The following is a 17270-nucleotide window of genomic DNA, read 5'->3' as shown; positions in this document are numbered from 1 at the left end:
GGGCCCGGACCAATACAGAGCGGACAAGCCGTGAGCACACGCTGCTCCCACTTCCGCATCTGCTTCAAAAAAGTCAACAATTGAAGAGGTATGCTTTCCTGCGAAAGGCTCGGAACACCTTTACTGTTGCTCTTTATTAGCAAAAAGTATAGCCTTGAGTGCTTTAGAAAAACAATCGACGCCAAGGGTATTTTTAGAGTGTAATAAATCTACCTCAGTATTCCTCCCACTTATCCTCTGAGGGTATATTCTCTCTCTTCTAGCAGCCAGGAAAATCCTCTTCTTGAGGTATTGTTTTCTTCTTATACTAAAACTATACTTATATTCTACAGCAAAACCCCTAAAAACAACTTATCTAAGATAAAAATATCAGGAGAGCAAAGTATGTTACAGAACACTTTTCCAGTTCAGGCATCTATCCTTTCGGCTGAGGCACTAACCGAGCAGCTTCTCAGCCGGTATGCACTGCCCACACCGTTGCAATGTTACCTGCTGTATCAGGGCGACTACGACATCTATAGTGTCACAACCCCAGAAGCAAAATATATTCTGCGAATTTCCAGCAAGGAGCGCACATTCGAGGAAGTAGAAGCGGGCGTTCGAGTCCTCGTAAAGCTTATTCAGGCTGGCATCCCATTTGCCGCACCACTCAAGCAACTCGACCACACCTATGTACAGACGCTTGCCGCCCCCGAAGGTCCCCGCTATGCTGTTCTCTATGATTTTGCCGAGGGAGAACCGCCAGGGAACGCGATCACCGAAGAGCAGGGCTATTCCTACGGGCAACTCATAGCCAGGCTTCACAAGGCAAGCGATGTGCTTCCACAGACCGAGAAAAGCCCTCATCTGAACGAAAGCCTGCTCATCAAACAGCCTCTAGAGATTCTCCTCCCTTTTCTCCAGCATAGTCCGAATGATCGCCACTTTCTCGAAGATCTGGGCCAGACCCTCACATCTATCCTCCAGACACTGCCCCGCCAGACACCAGTATATGGCATCTGTCATGGAGATGCCCACAAAAGAAATATCCTATGTCGCCCGGCCCATGAACCGGTGTTGATCGATTTTGAGTGCTGTTATAGCTGGCGTCTCTATGATGTAGCTACCTTCTGGTGGTCACTCAGTCACACCCCTTTAGCTCAGGGTCAAATAGTCTGGCAGGCATACTTACAGGGCTATCAAAACATACGTCCCCTCTCCTCTCGGGAGACCGATGCGCTTCCTTTTGTTGTGCTAGCACGCGAACTCTATGCACAGGCCTTTATGTTCAAAAAAGTCCTGCTCGGGCTCCGGGGAAGAGGCTGGCTCAATGAAGCGTATCTGGAGCAGCGCCTAACATTTATCCGCCAATGGCTCCAACAGCATATAGCGTAGTAGCATCCAGAGAGTGGGGAACAGAGCGTTGAAAATGAAGGAGTGATACCATGATCAATCGAAACTTTACCCTCCTGATTACCGCCCAGACAATATATTCCATGGGGAATCAGCTCTTTGGAGCGACAATGCTTATCTGGGCATTTTCAATCATTGCCCAGAGCACCTCTGTCGGTATTCTCACCGCCCTACAATATCTGCCGACCATCTTCATAGGCCCGGTCGCAGGCATTTTTATAGATCGCTGGAACCGTCGACGAGCAATGATTATAACCAATTTCGGGCAAGCAGCAGCCCTCCTGTTTCCGCTTCTCGCGCCAGTCTCGCTTAAGCTCCCGGCAATTTACCTCAGCGCATCTATCATCTTTACGTTCTCCAACATCGTATCAACTGCCCGCTCTGGCCTCCTACAGGCGCTTGTCGAACAAAAGAAATACCCACAGGCCGTCTCGATCTCTCAAACCTCACTGACGCTCTCGTCTATCCTCGGCTTCTCGCTTACAACGCCGCTTTATACAATAGGAGGTCCCTACCTCATTCTGGGAATCATCGCTGTGATGTTCCTGCTGCCGACCCTCTGCTTATTAGCCATTCGCGCACCAGAAGTAGTGCTTCATCCATACAAACATGAGCCAGCCCCCCAGGTAAAGATCGGAGTGAAAGAGATATATCAGGACTTACAAGCAGGCCTACGCTTCATCCTGAAAACGCGTACTATCCTGATTATCTGCATCGTCACTTGTGTGGGGCTCCTCGGCATGGGCGCGATCCAGCCTTTGAACATCATCTTCCTCACCAAACACCTGCATATGAACAGTGAATTCGCCGGCATTGTGTCGTCGGTCCTGAGCATCGGGATGCTCACAGGGCTCACCGGAGGGGGCTTCATTGCAAAATGGCTCACCCCTCGCTACATCTTCGCTGGCAGCGTTGCTCTTCTGGGCATCTGCATTGCAATCTACTCTTTACAGACCAACTTTCAGATTGCAATGGTCGTCAATTTTATTATGGGTATTCAGCAAGGCGGCTTGCAGCTCGGGTACTTGTCGCTCCTTATCGGTACCACCCCACCGGCCATGATCGGACGAATCCAATCGGTCATTCAGATGTGTGTGGCCAGTATGGGGCTGATCTCGGCTGCCCTGGCAGGCTACCTCGGCCAGTTCCTTCCTGCTAATGTCATCTTCATAGGCTGTGGTGCTCTTGTTGGCAGTGCCGGTTTGCTTGCCTGGCTCTTGCTCGGCCTGCATCGAAAAAAGTAATTCAAGCCTAAAAATTACGGTGACGTCGAAAAAGCCCATCTGCTTCTCTTTTACAATGAAGATACTCTCTTCTGTTAAAGAGATAGCAGTATTTTTTCCACTTATTCTACTACCTAAAGTTTAACAACCTACCAGTAATCAGTAACTCCTAACATTGACATTTACGGCATAAATATGATAATCTATTATAGCATCGCCTATCCCTAAAGAAGGCATTTGTACTTTCCCAAGCACACTATTCCTGATAGCCACTTACAGAAGAGGTTATCCCTAACCCTTCATGAAGAGATATGTTCGCGTCATTGGCTCGAGATGCACGGAGGAGAGATTAGTATATTTCGATTCATCAACCTGAGTATCAAAATGCATCCCCTCTTCGCAAAATAGTTCACGCAGGGAATTCTGTTGCAATCAACGTTCCTCTCAGGATGTCAGGATAGAGGGCTAAAATTCCCCATCATAAACATATCTACTGTCTGATCAGGTAAGAGAGCTTCTTTGTACTGATCCCTCCATTCTTGCTGGAATTATGAGCGATACACAATGCCGCAACGTACGCAAGTAAAACAGCAGAACAAAACAATAGCATTTCTAGAGATAGAGAATGTATTCTATGTAACATTCAGGATACTGGATATGTCTCTGACGAAGCCTCAGTACAGGCAGAAGGGAGGTATAGCGTGAGCAGAAGCTCTCACTAGCTCTTCAAGAGTAGCATCCACATAGCCAGTAGCAAAGTGTGTCACACAAAATGCGCGTCACCGAGAACCAGCTACAGCATCAGTCTTCTGGCTCTGAATACCAAACGCCATTTTTCATGAGTACGCGGCTAAATGCGATAAGGAGATTGAAACTCTATGGGCCTAGTTGTTCTCATCGCTGAACCACATGATATTCTACGTGCAGGCATACGGGCAATATTCGCAGAGGATACGAGGGTAGAAGCTATTCTGGAAGCAGTCAATGAAGAAGAGGTTACAAGACATCTGCGGAAGGGACCACACCTGACAATTATCAACCAGCAGTTGATTCAGAATATGTCGTGCCTCCCTCCTGATAAATTTGTCGTGCTGACCCATCAGCCAGATCTAGAAATGCTCAAAGATGCCTTCAAATATAAGGCACGCGGCTATCTCTCCGTGAATACGCCCGCAGATATCCTACGTGCACTTCTCCACCCGCTCGAAGGTGCATTCTTTATCGGGCCAATGATCGCCCCCTGGATTATGAATCACATCATAGAAAACAGCCATTTTGCTATACAGGACGACTTACTGACCCCACGAGAAAAAGAAGTGGTTGGCCTCCTTCGTGAAGGCATTGACCGCTCCAGTATCGCACGCAAGTTAAACATTGCAGAAACGACCCTAAAAACACATATGAAGAATATTTCCAAGAAGACGCGCTCCTTGGAAAATGTAGAGAGGTACTAGGAAAGCAGAAAGCCATCAGCCAGTACCATTCTGTGTCCCTCGCTTCGCGCTGGCAGCGTTATCTGAGCCATACCTTCCTGCTAGCATCAGATACCTATACTCCTGCTCAAGCAGCGGGGGCACGTAACTCTTCTGGGATACCTCTTGCTTTGTCCCAGCTCATATTGACGCCCATCAATTCATATCAACCATAAACTCCAGGGCTTTTTTCTCATTTACATCTACTCCACAAGGAGAGCTCTCTCCCCTTCCAGAGTAATTTCTCTCCTCTTTTACCAATAAATTGCCGTTTTCTTCTACTTCTAAAAATATCCCCTATGAGGATAGCTTTTCAACTTTCTCTCAATATATACTTTTTCATGTCAGCAAATAGCGTTTTGCTTTCCTATCGGAACATCAACCGTAGGGCAGCTTGAGCCACACATTGGCTTTTCCCTGAGCAACCAAAAGAAACGTCTTTCAGAGGTCCCAATATGTTGAATACAACAACAGTTAACACATGGGTCAGATACTGGCAGCCTCGACCAGGAGCCAGATTACGCCTCTTCTGCTTTCCCTATGCCGGAGGAAACGCATCTATGTATCGTTCCTGGTCCGAGCAGCTTCCACCCGAAGTAGAAGTATGTCCTATCCAGTTGCCCGGTCGCGAAAATCGCCTGCTGGAGGCTCCTTTTACTGATCTCTTCTCACTCATTAACGCTCTCGGACCAATAGTACAGGAGCTGCTTGATAAGCCCTATGCCTTCTTCGGGCACAGTATGGGGGCAATCATCAGCTTTGAGCTTGCCCGCTTTCTCCGTCAAGCAAACAGGCAGGGACCGGTACATCTGTATGTCTCCGGCCATCGAGCGCCACACCTCCCGGACCCCGGTGCTCCTACCTATCATCTGCCAGAAGCAGAATTTATCAAAGAGCTCGTACGGCTGAATGGGACCCCCCAGGAGGTACTGCAAAACGCCGAACTCTTACAGTTACTGATCCCGCTCTTACGTGCAGATTTTGCGATCAGCGAAACCTACCAGTACATTGAAGATGCGCCCCTGGCCTGCAAGATCACAGCGTTGGGCAGTACACAGGACAGTGAAGTCTCCATCGAAGAGCTACAGGGCTGGAGCAGACAGACAACCAACGCTTTTCAGCAGCACATCTTCCCAGGCGACCATTTCTACATCCACACCCGGGAACAGGCCCTTTTGCAATTCCTGAGCTCCCGACTTGTAGAAGATGCGCTCTCAGTCTGAGAGCGGAGGCTCAGCGCTCGACGAAGCAGATAGATCCCCTTTATGGGACAATAGATTATGAAGTAAAGGAGATAGCACCATGAGCAGTTTTGATTTCGATATCGGTATTATTGGTGGCGGCCCGGCTGGCGCTTCAACTGCTGCGTATCTGCAAAAAGCGGGACTTTCCTGCGTCATCCTCGAACGCGAGCTCTTTCCCCGCCCCCATGTTGGCGAGTCCCTTGTTCCCTCTTCTACCCGCGTTTTCAAGGAAATTGGCTTTATGGACAAAATGGAACAAGGAGGCTTCGTCAAAAAATATGGCGCAGCCTGGACCTCGGCAGGCAGGGGGCCCGTGTATTCCGATAGTTTCGATGGCCTGGAAGCAGACTGCTATGCAGGCATTCGCTTTGATGAGCGAGAACAGCCCGGCGTTGATCGGAACTATACCTTCCACGTCGATCGTGCTAAATTTGATTTGCTGCTTCTCCAGCATGCCCACGAGCTCGGTGCGACGGTCTATGAAGGGGTGCAGGTCCGAAGCGTCGACTTCTCAGAAGCAAATCAACCACGGATCATCTTTTCACTTGGGAAACAGCAGATGAGTTTACGGGTCCGTTTGGTCGTTGATGCAAGCGGACGCAAAACCCTGCTTGGCAATCAGCTCAAGTTGCGCATTCAAGACCCAGTATTCGATCAGTATGCACTTCATACCTGGTTTGATAACTATGATCGCACCATCCTGAGTACCGACCCGGCACAGCAGGATTTCATCTTTGTCCACTTCTTGCCCGTCACCAACACCTGGGTCTGGCAAATCCCCATTACCGAGAGCATCACCAGCATTGGTGTCGTCACCCAGAAGCGCAACTTTGCCAGGTCACGCCAGGAGCGAGAACAGTTTTTCTGGCAGTGCCTGGAGAGCCGACCCGAGCTGGCAGCAGGCCTGCGCGCCGCCGAACAACTGCACCCTTTAAAGGAAGAAGGCGACTACAGCTATGCCATGAAACAAATCTGCGGGGATAACTTTGTGCTGGTTGGCGATGCCGCGCGCTTCGTTGATCCCATTTTCTCAACCGGGGTCAGTATTGCCCTCAATAGTGCCCGCTTCTCCAGCGCAGATATTATTAAAGCTGCCGAGATCGGGGACTTCAGCAAAAAGAGCTTTACAACCTATGAGACAACGCTTCGACGGGGAACAAAAAACTGGTACGAGTTTATTTCCGTCTACTATCGGCTGAACGTCCTCTTCACAGCCTTTATTCAGGATCCTCGCTACCGTATCGATGTCTTAAAACTCCTTCAGGGTGATGTCTATGATGAAGAAGAACCTCGCGTTCTTAAAATGATGAAAGATATTGTCTCAGAAGTTGAACGCAATGAGAATCATATCTGGCATCAGAATCTTGGGGAGTTAACCTCACATGCGTTTGCTCCCGCCTTCTAAATACCCCTGGCAAGAAGAGGGGGGATCTCCCTCTTCTTGTCCTGTACATCAAACCGAGAAGGAGGACCCAGATGTTCACAGGGCAAATTCTCTTGCAGCTTATTGTCATTCTGCTTACCGTGCAACTTTTTGGCATTCTTATGCGGTTTATTGGTCAGCAATGGGTGATCGGTGAAATGCTTGCAGGGCTGGCGCTTGGCCCGTCTCTTCTGGGTGGCCTCTTCCCGGGGCTTCAACAGCAGTTCTTTCCCCCCCAGAGCCTTCCTATCCTGCAGGTCTTAGGCGATATTGGCCTGATCCTCTATATGTTCTCTCTGGGAACGCGCACCGATATCCAGGAGCTTCGAGCGCAGAGCCGTACCGCAGTATTCGTCTCTCTCGGCGGTATTATTTTTCCCCTGCTCTCGGGCTGCATACTCGGCTATTTTCTCTTCCCGACAATGGCGGGAAAGAATGCCTCTGCGCTCTCCCTCTCGCTGCTGATGGGGGTTGCCATCTCTATTACTGCCTTCCCGGTCCTGGCAAGAATTATCATGGAAAAGAAGCTGCAAAATACCAGAGCTGGCATGCTGGCACTTGTCTGTGCTTCTATAGGTGATGTTTTCGCCTGGTGCTTATTAGCCGCTGTCGCTGCTATCTCCCGCGCTCAGAGCAGTGTCTCCATCGTCCTTATTCTGGCATATACGGCCCTCTTCATTGGCTGTATGCTCTTCGTCGTTCGCCCTCTCCTCAAATTTGCCATAAAGCAGCTTAAATCGCCACGGCTACTCGCGGTACTAGCCTTGATTACGCTGTTACTGGCCTCCTTTACCACCGATAAAATAGGGATCCATCCGATCTTCGGTGCCTTTCTCACCGGGCTCATTCTTCCCCGCACGATCGAATTTACCCGGCAAAGTCAGAGCATAGATCAGATTAATAATATGCTCTTTCTCCCGCTCTTCTTTGTTGTGAGCGGCTTACATACACAATTTGGCCTCCTTCAGGGTCCTCACCTATGGCTCCTCTGCCTGCTGATTTTCCTGATTGCGTGTCTGGGCAAAATCGGCGGCAGCATCCTGCCCGCCCGCCTCGCAGCCGAGTCTTGGCGAGATTCGTTCATCCTGGGTATCTTGATGAATACACGAGGCCTGGTCGAGCTTATCGTTCTCAACATTGGGCTCGAACTCGGAATACTTTCTCCAGCACTCTTCTCAATCATGGTTCTCGTGGCACTAGCAACGACGATCATGACCTCTCCTGGCCTTCAATGGACAGGACTTCTACCCAAGACGCGCCTTGCAACACTCGTAGAGCCGAATGGTTCATACGACAGGCAAAGCGAGCCCGTCCAGCAGAACCGGGGTGACTGACATACATGAACTGCCGGGCTCTCAGTTCAAACTCCCTTCGTAGCGCTATCTCATCTATCGCTACGCATGCTGTGATTCCCCGGCAGTATAGAGACTGCTATAACCTGGAGCAGCAAGATCACGAATTACTTCTAGCAGAGGATGTTATGCTCCTACTTGGGTCATTGCTATTTATACTTATCCCTCTATAGTGCAGGTAGTGTTGCTGGAAAGGTTGTGTTTATGCTTTGCGTCACTCAACTAAAAGAAATACAGAAATTGATGCCGTCTCTCTACAAGAAGTTTCTCTCCCTCCTCAGAAGAGGAAAAAGCAGTATCAAAACCCAGATGATCTACACCTACATCTGGGTAACTGTTGCTGTAATCTCTCTCCTGGGGCTGCTCAGTATCAGACTTGCTACTTCCCTCAAAATCACTGAAGATTTCCCCCTCAATACCAGGGAGATGATGCAAAACCAGGCTCTGCAACAGGCGCATATCTATGCTCAGGCGCTCTCTATCCGGAATGCAACGACGCTTGATGCACACGATACCGAGCAGTATAGCCGCTTTTTTCTGCCACCGGAGATGCAAAACGTTTCTGATACATTGCAGCCGCTTTCTGATAAAACTTCCTTTGTGATCTTCATCTCCTCCGATGGCACAATCGTTGCGACCTCTTCTCCACAGCACTACCCTCTGAAGAGTTCTATTTCGGCCACCCTTCCCTCTCAGCTTCGGTTCATCCAGAAGATACTGGCGGGCAAAGCGCCCCATTCGGTGGCAACAAATGCCCGAGAGCAGATATCGTACGCGGCCGTTCCGGTCTGGAATCAGGACCATCAGCTCATCGGCGCAGTCTATGTTCAGAAAAGCTGGAATTCGCTGCTTTCCCCAATCAGGGAGAGAATTATCTTTTGCATGTTCCTCAGCACTTTTCTCTTTTTCTTCACTGTCATTCTGGCAATTCCCTTCATCGGGATCTTCTTTGGCTTCAAAACAACTCAAGGTATTATCAAACGAGTCAATTCACTTATAAAAGTAACCGACCATGTCAGCCGCGGCAACTATAATCAACAGGTTTCTATCTCCCGGCTCGATGAGCTCGGCCAACTGGAACAACAATTTAATCATATGGCCCAACAACTGGAAAAAAGCATAGAGGAACAGCAAAAGCTCGCCAGACATAACGCCCGCCTTGAGGAGCGAGCCCGCATCTCCCGGGAGCTCCACGACGAGATTTTGCAGGATCTTTTCTCTCTGCGTATCCTGGTTGACGGTCTATACCGCATACAGGAGGAAAAGAAGCTACCAGAACATATAGCCGTCATTGAGCAGACCATTGTTCATATGACCCGCGAGATCCGGGCGCTCCTGCTAGATTTGCAGCCTGTCTGCCTTGAAGCAGGCGGCCTCTCGCCTGCCCTGAAAAACCTTGCAGATCTCTACCGCCGCAAACTGGATTGTACCATCACAACCAGTATAGAGGAACTCCAGCTTTCCCCGGAGATCGAGCATATGCTCTTACGGGTAGCACAAGAAGCTATAGCAAATTCAGTACGGCATGCTGATGCTTCTCTTCTTTCTTTGAAATTAGAGAAGCAGTATAATATAATACTATTAACCATCTGGGACAATGGGAAAGGGTTTAACTATGATGAAGCACTATACAAAGGATTTGGTTTAAGACATATGCGTGAAAGGGTACAGAAATTGAATGGTGACCTTTATATAGAATCTACAACTGCCGGTACACGTATTCAGGTTACAATCCTTACAGGGGCAGAAAAGTGATTCGTTTAGCAATCGTTGAAGACCATACACTAGTCAGACAGGCTCTTCGGACCTTGCTGGAGCAGCGTCCTGATATTCAGGTGATCGGGGAATACAGTGATGGGAAGCAGACGCTTGCTCAAATCCCACAACTACAGCCTGATGTGCTGCTCCTGGATCTGCTCTTACCAGATATGGATGGAGTCGAAATCATCCAACAGATCAAAAAGTTTGAGCTGCCTACACGCATCATCGTGTTGACGTCCCATTATAACGATATCCATATTTTGCAGGCAGTCAAAGCGGGGGCAGATTCCTGTTTATTCAAAGATAGCAGCCCGCAGGAGCTTATTGAGACCATCTCTTCTGTTGCGCAGGGCAAGAGCTCTATTCCTGCAACTGTCTCCAGCCGCATTCTCCGGGCCATTTCTGGACAAGAAAAATCCCCTCTTAATGCTCTCACCCCGCGAGAAAGAGAAGTGCTGATCTGCCTCGCTCATGGCTATTCAAACCGGAAAATTGCAACTGAGCTTGTAATCAGCGAGCCTACTGTGAGAACACACATTACCAGTATTCTTACTAAGCTACAACTTGCGGATCGTACGCAAGCCGCTCTTTTCGCCTTACAACAGGGTTTAGTTCGCATTGAAGACGTTTTGGGCTTCCTGGATTAGTCGAAAGGGAATGATTAAGAGTGTGTATATATTTGATCGCACCTTTCCACCTCTTCCACCCGGAAAGGAGCTCTCTGATCTATCCAGAGTGTATATATGGAGCAGTATCTATCAAACAAGCTCGGCTGATATCTCAACAAATTGATGATTCAATATCAGCGATATGTTAGCTGAGAGGAGATAGAAAACCTCTATAATCAATAATAGAGGATGCTCACAGAACAGAGCACTATCCTCTCTGAAAAAGATGGACTACAGGGTGCTGCTGTTTGGGACCTTTATCCTCATCAGAGTTTATCTTTATCGGAGCAAAAGGGTTTCTCAGAAAGGAACCAACAGGATGCTAGTAAAGAAGAAAAACACTTTGCACAATTACACAGACAATAGAACCATGACGAGAAGAAAAAGGGTTATGATTGTTGATTCGAGCGACATTTTCCGCATCGGACTCAAAGCTATCTTACATGCTGATGACAGTGATACAGAGATCTATGAAGCAACCACTTACAAGGAATTTGAGGACAATTCCTTCCACAACAACATCGATGTCCTGGTCATCAACCAGACGCTCATTCAGGATTTTGAGCGCCTTCCTGGCGCTGAAATTGTGGTCGTTGCTGAAAACCCTGATCTCTTCATTCTCACCTCATCATTTCTGCATGGGGCAAAGTGTTACCTCTTAAAAAGCTCCACCTCTACGCTCTTCAAAGCGGCTGTTAAGCTCTCAGAGCCCGACTTTTTCATCGATCCATCCTTGCAGGCCTGGGCAGCCAGAAATCTGCGTTGCTCTTGCCTCTAGGGAGCTCACAGCGCGGTCGAGTAAAGGAGGTAGACGTTGCCAGCAGAAAAAAAACATCCCTTTCCTGCTCTTTGTGTCAGCGAAAGGGATGTGACTTTGCTGGCTTATTCCTGCGCAGGATACACTTCAATCGCGCTGCAGATTGGCACGCCACTGAGACCGGGCAGAAAAACAATGGTTATTCTTCCCCTCGAATCAGCTCGTAGCGTCCATTCCTGAATGGTTACAGCTCCTTTCCCGCCGGCTACTGCATATATATCAAAGTTTCGCAATACCAGCCTGCTATTTATCATCACATCAAAACATCGCTTCTTTGCCTGCTCCCAGAACGGTTCTATAAAGTGAAGCCGCACCCTATACGGCTCCCTGGCTTGCAGACCAGGCAGAACGTAACTTATCTCTCCCGCCCGATAAGTCTTATATACAGCGTCAGGCGCAGCCTGCACGACCTGTTCTGTGGTTACGGGCTCCGCATATGCCCCCGTTTGCCCTCCCCCATAGAGGCCACCTCCGTAGCAGTATCCATCCGGCCGAAAAAAGTCAACCGCCTCTCCTCCGACATTGATATGATACGCGGTGGGATAGATAGGCCGACTCACGGCTTGATGAGGCAGAATGGCATGCACGCCACGTACGCCATTGACGATCTGTGTAATTCGCAGATCCACAACGACGCTGGCCAGGGCCAGGGCATCGGAGCGATGGAGCTGATATTCACTTTCAAGCAGGTCTAACATGGCATTCAAGGCAATCTGAATAGCCTTATTCAGGTCCTCATCAAAACCAAAGGTGATCCAGCCATGCGGCGTACAGGCCCGGGCAGTCTGTAAGTGCAGATCCGGGTGAAGGACAAGCGTAAGGTCTACCAGCTCCATCGGGCATTCAATCGCTGACCCGCCTACCTCTCCATCTCCCTGTAACGCATGCCCATCTCCGACCGAAAACAGCGCCCCCTCAACCGGAATAGGGAGAAAAAGGGAGCTGCCCACAACCAGCTCTTTACAATCGATATTTCCCCCCCAGATACGAGGCGCAGAGGTTGAATGGATGCCCGGGGCCGCTGGCGGCATCCCCAGAACCCCCATAAACGGGCTCAAACGCACTCGTTGCCCGAATTGATTGTATCCACAGCAGTTCTCTGCATCGAGCTGCCAGGTCGACAGAGCCTGCTGTCCGGCAACCCCAAGACTCTGCGTAAAGGCATCATCTACGGAAGCGCTGACAGTCCAACCCCAGGAGCCAACTCGTAGCTCATTGATACGCACTTCCAGCGTCATGCCTAGTTTGGCCCCTCGCACCGCAATCGGGCCACAGAGAGCATGCCCAAGATCCCGCTCCTTGTCCAGCGGGAAGATCTGTTGCCACATTCCCAGGGCAGCAGGGGGGCCCTTTGCCCAGGCCGCATCAATCGTGCTGAGACGAACGGTATCGCCTGAATCGACCGTCAGGATAGGCGCAAGCTCCGCAGAGAAATGCCCGTGCAGTGTCCGACGCTCCGGCTTGATTTCGTAGGTCGCCATCGCTCTTCCTCTCAAGCATTACGACATATGCTCAAGCTCTCGTACCGGTAAAGGGAGTAGCCCCTCAAGCGAGAACTCGATAGAGACCGGTGTGCATATATGCCCTCCATCCAGGCGGCTTTTGCGAGAACGGCGGAAGTCTTCAACAACGAAAAGACGCTGGAGCCAACGATCATGCCCATCATAACGCGGCGTAAAAGCGCTGCGCGTATGGGCCGCGGTACGATTATCAACGATTATCAAATCTCCGGGCTCCAGAGCGTGTTGTATCAGCACCTGTTTCAGGGCCTCCTTAAATATCTGCAGGGCAGCATCAGCAACGGGTGTCAGGGCCTCAGTGCTGAAAAAGTCAATGCACAGGTCAGGCTCAAAGTAGTCGCCCGTGAGGATCGGCAGCGGGGCAGAATAGAGAGGCGCAGACCCATTGTGCATAAAAGAGGGAGCAAGGCGATTCCGGTAGAGCGGCTGCCGCAACAGCTCAAGCACCCTGCTGGAAATCCTATTTATCGCTCTTCGGACTGAAGCGGTGCCCGTCTTCGCCTGCAAATCGTGATCTGGCCGTAAACAGTAGAGTCCCACATAATCGGGCTTGTAAGGGTGAAAGGCGTTCTCGGTATGAAACTCAAGCAGGACCGAGCCGGTATTCTCCTGTTTCTGTTCCTGACCCGGCACAGGGCAGATATTATGGATGATCTCGCCATCTTTCTCATCTGCATAGGCGATAAACTGTCCTAAAAAAGACATCAGGAATAGCAGACAACATTCACTTACATGGGTAGACTTGGGACAGATTTTGCCATCCTTAGGAGTAGGGGGCAGTGAGGCATCAACCGGCAAATTCCTGAGCAGAAGCGTGCCATAGTCGTTCGAGTTCTTCCTGAAATCGACCAGCGCTTTTGCAATGCGTACCGGAATATCTCTTTTGGCAATCTCAATCTCCAGTAAAAAATCACTGTCTTTTACCGGGAACGTCGAAAGCGCCGCAAACGGTTCAATCGCCTTCTCAACCTGGGTACGCTCCTCATCTGTGAGGGTGAGCATAAACTGATTCTTTTCCATTGTAACCTCCTCAAGGTTTCAGAGCACGAATATGCACACTGTCAACCTCTGTTCATCAAGCAGAGCAATAGAAAACAACCCATATTAGGAATGCGACTGCACTATTGTAGAACAGAAAGGGACAGTAATAGATAATAACATATTATATATGCAAGTATAGCTCAATTGCGCTTTACCATACAATAATATGAAGGGGTATTTTCGGGGTAATATTTTTATAGCTCAGAACAGCATGATATGTATGCAAACAGGGTATAAAATTATAGAAGGAAATGCGTTAAAAATACTCCAGATGAAGGATTGTTTTTCCGGGGCATCAAAGGTACACTAAAACCAGATATACAGACATCTGCGCTCCTGCATAGCACAAAGCTTTTCTCTTTGTCGGGCCTTCGTTCCCTTTAGAGCGCAGATAGCGCCCATATCTTCCTTGCCGCTGAAATAAAAGCTATTTTCAAACATTCGCTGTTGGTTTGTGCACTGATGAAAGGTTGAAACGATGAGTTACGAGGAAAAAGAGGATACCAGGCTTTACAAGGTGGTTGTCAACCACGAAGAGCAGTATTCTATCTGGTTCGCAGAGCGGACCCCGCCAGCCGGCTGGCGAGAAATCGGGTACCAGGGACGGAAGGAGGAATGCCTCTCCCACATCAAGCAGATCTGGACTGATATGCGTCCTCTCAGTTTGCGAAAACACATGGAAAAAACAGCCTCATAGCCACGCAGTTTGTACCATTTTTCAGGGAGGGAAACCATGCGGAAATATTGTAAAGCATATCATTTACGGGATCTACGCCTCTTCAGCGGCTGGACCGAGAAGAGATCCGAGGGAGAACCAGAACTGACCGATGATACCATTTGCTATCTCTGGGATGATCTCACAGTGGTGAGAAGCCCTGTACAGGAGCAAGAGCCCCTTTTTGCAGAGGTTACTCCCGAATGGGAGGCATTCTGTCGGAATACCCTGAACTTTGCTATTCCTGAAGATCTGCGCTATGCCTATCAACAGGCGGAGCGAGGCGAGTTGCTCTATAACGGCAAAAAGTAACTGGTATTCATGAAAGGAGATTGCTTCAGTGGATGATCTCGTACAGCGCCTCTCTCAGGGAGCCCATCCCGTTACTGTCGGCGGCCCCAAACCTTCGCTTCAGGAGCTGCATCAGCGCCTGACCGATATCGGCTATGCCTTTATCAAATTTACCGAGACCCGAGGCGGTACAGACCTTGGCATTCGCATCGATCAGAGCGCAACAGATACCAGTCAGGCGAATTTCGACCAGGGAACCGGCACCGTCCATATCGAAGGAACCCTGACACTCAATTATGTCAGGGTCCGCTGTATTGCCGATATCGACCTTGCTACACTGCGCGGTACCGGCCACCTGGTCGCTCTCGCGGACACCCACGCTTAACCCTGAGCCCACGAAGGGGACACAGGCCAACACCACACACTGTATCCCCTTCGTGGTACCATCTTATGTTCTACCCTACAGATGCGACGCTTTGGTACTCTCTTCTCGCTTCCTGATGATATTCTTGATATGTGTTTTGAGCGTTGCACTGCTAATACAGAGCATCTGCGCAATAGTGTTGCGGTCGATTCCTTCGCGCAGCAATTTGACAATCTCCCTTTCTCTTGGCGTCAGGATCTTCTCCTGAACATCAAAGCGTGCATCCTGCGTGAGACGATCGATAATCTCTCCTGTCAGGGCAGGCTCGATCAGGAAGGTTCCCTCCTCCTGCTGCAACACAACACGCAACAGATCGGGCAGGGTATTCTCCAACAGATACCCTCTCGCCCCTTGCTTCCGAGCCGCCTGGAATAACACCATATCAAGTTCGGGAGCCAGCACGATAAAACGGCCAGGTGGAAGGGCTGTTATATCTCCAATGAGAAGCTGATTGATGATCACAATGTCTATTTTGTTTGTCCTGAGCTGTGCCTGCAATTCCGCTTTTGTCGCAGCTTCATAGATGTGCACTACATTTTTCTCCATACTTAACATTGCTCTCTGACCTTTACGAAAGATGTCTCGCGGCTCTGCAATCAGTACGCTTATCTTCATTTTTCTCCTTTCAATGCCACTATGCGCCACAGGAGTATAAACGATGATAGAGTAAAGATAAATTCCCTCTCGAAAGTAAATAGAGAAAATTCTGCTTTTCCCTTTGGAGGTATCATCACTTTTCCTATCATCACAACCTGCTCACGCCCGCCCAGCGGCTGTTGTTCGCTCTTGGGCACAATCGGAGCAATCAAAGGGTGCAGCCTCAAAAGACAGACACCTGGCCTTTTGAAGCTGCCCGGCTCTCTCTATCTCTGAGCCGCTTCAAGATCAACCGTCAGTATGGTACGAATAATCTCCAGAGCCCTATCTACATCATCTGGCGTATTCCCATAGTGAAATACAGCGCGGAGCCGTCCGTATCCAAGTTCCCCGAGCCGCAGGCCACGATGGGCTGCTGTTTCTATAAACATTTGATAGCTGCATTGTTGGACTCTGAAAAGGACAATGTTAGTCTGAACTGTCTCCAGGTCTACCTGAACACCTGGCAGCTCGGCCAGCCCTTCGGCAAAGCGCCGCGCATAGAGATGATCTTCATGCAATCGCTCAACCATATGATCGAGAGCGAACAGCCCGGCAGCCGCAATGATCCCGGCCTGCCGCATCCCACCACCAAGCATTTTTCGCACTCGGCGCGCCCGCTGTATCAACGCAGCGCTCCCGACTAGCATGGAGCCGATCGGAGCAGCCAACCCTTTTGACAGACAGAATTGTAACGAGGTCGCATAGCGGGCAATTGCTGCCGGGGGCTGGCCGAGCGCAATTGCAGCATTAAAGATACGCGCCCCGTCCAGATGCAGTGGAACCTCCCGCTCCCGGGCAAACTGCGCCACCTCCTCCAGGTACTCCAGGGGAAGGACCGTACCGCCACAGCGATTATGCGTATTCTCCAGACAGATCAACGCTGGAAGGGCGAACTGCGGGTCCTCAACATCATCTGGAAAGCCTTTCGCCAGATCACTGAGCAACAGCCGCCCGTCCGGTTGGGTAGGGATGGGCTCATAGATAATCCCGCCACAGACAGACGCGCCACCGGCTTCATAGATGAAAATATCAGACTCGTTCCCAACAAGCACTTTGCCCCCCCGTGGACAGTGAGCCATAAGTGCCGTCAGATTAGCCATTGTTCCGCTTGGCATCAGACAGGCTGCCTCTTTGGCAAAGATCTCCGCTGCCCGCTCTTCCAGCTTGCGCGTTGTTGGGTCTTCGCCATATACGTCATCACCCAGTTCCGCCTGCATCATCGCCCGGCGCATCGCCTCCCCGGGCAGTGTAAAGGTATCGCTTCTCAGCTCAATCATGCTGCATGCTC

General features: G+C 49.9%; 16 protein-coding genes. 12 read left to right on the top strand and 4 right to left on the bottom strand.

Going from position 1 to position 17270, the window contains the following annotated elements:
* Positions 1 to 384 precede the first annotated feature (384 nt).
* From KTH_RS14115 to KTH_RS14075, 9 genes are all read left to right on the top strand, one after another.
* Positions 385 to 1374, top strand: a complete 990-nt coding sequence (locus tag KTH_RS14115; protein WP_497619525.1) for a phosphotransferase enzyme family protein — start codon at positions 385 to 387, stop codon at positions 1372 to 1374.
* Positions 1375 to 1424: 50 nt separating this feature from the next.
* Positions 1425 to 2636 (top strand): MFS transporter, encoded by a 1212-nt coding sequence (locus KTH_RS14110; RefSeq protein ID WP_497619523.1) that lies wholly within the window; start codon positions 1425 to 1427, stop codon positions 2634 to 2636.
* An 857-nt stretch (positions 2637 to 3493) separates the two neighbouring features.
* Positions 3494 to 4069, top strand: a complete 576-nt coding sequence (locus tag KTH_RS14105) for a LuxR C-terminal-related transcriptional regulator (RefSeq protein ID WP_497619521.1) — start codon at positions 3494 to 3496, stop codon at positions 4067 to 4069.
* Between the two features lie 473 nt (positions 4070 to 4542).
* A complete protein-coding gene (locus KTH_RS14100) occupies positions 4543 to 5310 on the top strand; it encodes a thioesterase II family protein (protein WP_497619519.1) in 768 nt (255 codons plus the stop codon).
* A 79-nt stretch (positions 5311 to 5389) separates the two neighbouring features.
* Positions 5390 to 6736, top strand: a complete 1347-nt coding sequence (locus KTH_RS14095) for an NAD(P)/FAD-dependent oxidoreductase (RefSeq protein WP_497619517.1) — start codon at positions 5390 to 5392, stop codon at positions 6734 to 6736.
* Positions 6737 to 6807: 71 nt separating this feature from the next.
* On the top strand, positions 6808 to 8088 hold the full coding sequence (locus KTH_RS14090; protein WP_497619515.1) for a cation:proton antiporter domain-containing protein: 1281 nt from the start codon (positions 6808 to 6810) through the stop codon (positions 8086 to 8088).
* A gap of 327 nt (positions 8089 to 8415) precedes the next feature.
* Complete coding sequence (locus tag KTH_RS14085; RefSeq protein WP_497619513.1) at positions 8416 to 9861, top strand: sensor histidine kinase; 1446 nt, start codon at positions 8416 to 8418, stop codon at positions 9859 to 9861.
* Positions 9858 to 10514, top strand: coding sequence for a response regulator (locus KTH_RS14080; RefSeq protein WP_497619511.1), 657 nt, complete (start codon positions 9858 to 9860; stop codon positions 10512 to 10514). The genes KTH_RS14085 and KTH_RS14080 overlap by 4 nt, the downstream gene beginning before the upstream one ends.
* Before the next feature lie 412 nt (positions 10515 to 10926).
* Positions 10927 to 11313 carry a response regulator gene (locus tag KTH_RS14075; protein ID WP_497619509.1) on the top strand — a complete coding sequence of 129 codons (387 nt, stop codon included), beginning with the start codon at positions 10927 to 10929 and terminating at the stop codon, positions 11311 to 11313.
* Positions 11314 to 11417: 104 nt separating this feature from the next.
* On the opposite strand, the gene KTH_RS14070 is transcribed toward KTH_RS14075, so the two are convergent.
* Together KTH_RS14070 and KTH_RS14065 are read right to left on the bottom strand one after the other, a co-directional pair.
* Complete coding sequence (locus KTH_RS14070; RefSeq protein ID WP_497619507.1) at positions 11418 to 12833, bottom strand: acetamidase/formamidase family protein; 1416 nt, start codon at positions 12831 to 12833, stop codon at positions 11418 to 11420.
* A gap of 18 nt (positions 12834 to 12851) precedes the next feature.
* On the bottom strand, positions 12852 to 13892 hold the full coding sequence (locus KTH_RS14065; protein ID WP_497619505.1) for a TauD/TfdA family dioxygenase: 1041 nt from the start codon (positions 13890 to 13892) through the stop codon (positions 12852 to 12854).
* Positions 13893 to 14391: 499 nt separating this feature from the next.
* Between KTH_RS14065 and KTH_RS14060 the strand changes: the two genes are divergently transcribed.
* The 3 genes from KTH_RS14060 to KTH_RS14050 are packed head-to-tail and all read left to right on the top strand — an operon-like array spanning position 14392 to position 15304.
* Positions 14392 to 14610, top strand: a complete 219-nt coding sequence (locus KTH_RS14060; protein WP_497619503.1) for an MbtH family protein — start codon at positions 14392 to 14394, stop codon at positions 14608 to 14610.
* 36 nt (positions 14611 to 14646) lie between these two features.
* Complete coding sequence (locus KTH_RS14055) at positions 14647 to 14940, top strand: hypothetical protein (RefSeq protein ID WP_497619501.1); 294 nt, start codon at positions 14647 to 14649, stop codon at positions 14938 to 14940.
* 28 nt (positions 14941 to 14968) lie between these two features.
* A complete protein-coding gene (locus KTH_RS14050; RefSeq protein WP_497619499.1) occupies positions 14969 to 15304 on the top strand; it encodes an MbtH domain protein in 336 nt (111 codons plus the stop codon).
* A 75-nt stretch (positions 15305 to 15379) separates the two neighbouring features.
* Here KTH_RS14050 and KTH_RS14045 read toward each other — a convergent pair whose 3' ends face one another.
* Both KTH_RS14045 and ltaE read right to left on the bottom strand, forming a co-directional pair.
* Positions 15380 to 15958, bottom strand: coding sequence for a LuxR C-terminal-related transcriptional regulator (locus KTH_RS14045; RefSeq protein ID WP_497619497.1), 579 nt, complete (start codon positions 15956 to 15958; stop codon positions 15380 to 15382).
* A 248-nt stretch (positions 15959 to 16206) separates the two neighbouring features.
* Positions 16207 to 17259, bottom strand: a complete 1053-nt coding sequence (gene ltaE, locus KTH_RS14040; RefSeq protein ID WP_497619495.1) for a low-specificity L-threonine aldolase — start codon at positions 17257 to 17259, stop codon at positions 16207 to 16209.
* Between the last annotated feature and the right edge of the window lie 11 nt (positions 17260 to 17270).

Source organism: Thermosporothrix sp. COM3 (assembly GCF_059696735.1).
This window is presented reverse-complemented; position numbering and strand designations above follow the sequence as displayed.

Excerpts from the sequence above, each read along its gene's own strand:
- KTH_RS14115 (WP_497619525.1), top strand. The coding sequence starts at position 385 with ATGTTACAGAACACTTTTCCAGTTCAGGCATCTATCCTTTCGGCTGAG.
- KTH_RS14110 (WP_497619523.1), top strand. The coding sequence starts at position 1,425 with ATGATCAATCGAAACTTTACCCTCCTGATTACCGCCCAGACAATATAT.
- KTH_RS14105 (WP_497619521.1), top strand. The coding sequence starts at position 3,494 with ATGGGCCTAGTTGTTCTCATCGCTGAACCACATGATATTCTACGTGCA.
- KTH_RS14100 (WP_497619519.1), top strand. The coding sequence starts at position 4,543 with ATGTTGAATACAACAACAGTTAACACATGGGTCAGATACTGGCAGCCT.
- KTH_RS14095 (WP_497619517.1), top strand. The coding sequence starts at position 5,390 with ATGAGCAGTTTTGATTTCGATATCGGTATTATTGGTGGCGGCCCGGCT.
- KTH_RS14090 (WP_497619515.1), top strand. The coding sequence starts at position 6,808 with ATGTTCACAGGGCAAATTCTCTTGCAGCTTATTGTCATTCTGCTTACC.
- KTH_RS14085 (WP_497619513.1), top strand. The coding sequence starts at position 8,416 with ATGATCTACACCTACATCTGGGTAACTGTTGCTGTAATCTCTCTCCTG.
- KTH_RS14075 (WP_497619509.1), top strand. The coding sequence starts at position 10,927 with ATGATTGTTGATTCGAGCGACATTTTCCGCATCGGACTCAAAGCTATC.
- KTH_RS14070 (WP_497619507.1), bottom strand. The coding sequence starts at position 12,833 with ATGGCGACCTACGAAATCAAGCCGGAGCGTCGGACACTGCACGGGCAT.
- KTH_RS14065 (WP_497619505.1), bottom strand. The coding sequence starts at position 13,892 with ATGGAAAAGAATCAGTTTATGCTCACCCTCACAGATGAGGAGCGTACC.
- KTH_RS14060 (WP_497619503.1), top strand. The coding sequence starts at position 14,392 with ATGAGTTACGAGGAAAAAGAGGATACCAGGCTTTACAAGGTGGTTGTC.
- KTH_RS14055 (WP_497619501.1), top strand. The coding sequence starts at position 14,647 with ATGCGGAAATATTGTAAAGCATATCATTTACGGGATCTACGCCTCTTC.
- KTH_RS14045 (WP_497619497.1), bottom strand. The coding sequence starts at position 15,958 with ATGAAGATAAGCGTACTGATTGCAGAGCCGCGAGACATCTTTCGTAAA.
- ltaE (WP_497619495.1), bottom strand. The coding sequence starts at position 17,259 with ATGATTGAGCTGAGAAGCGATACCTTTACACTGCCCGGGGAGGCGATG.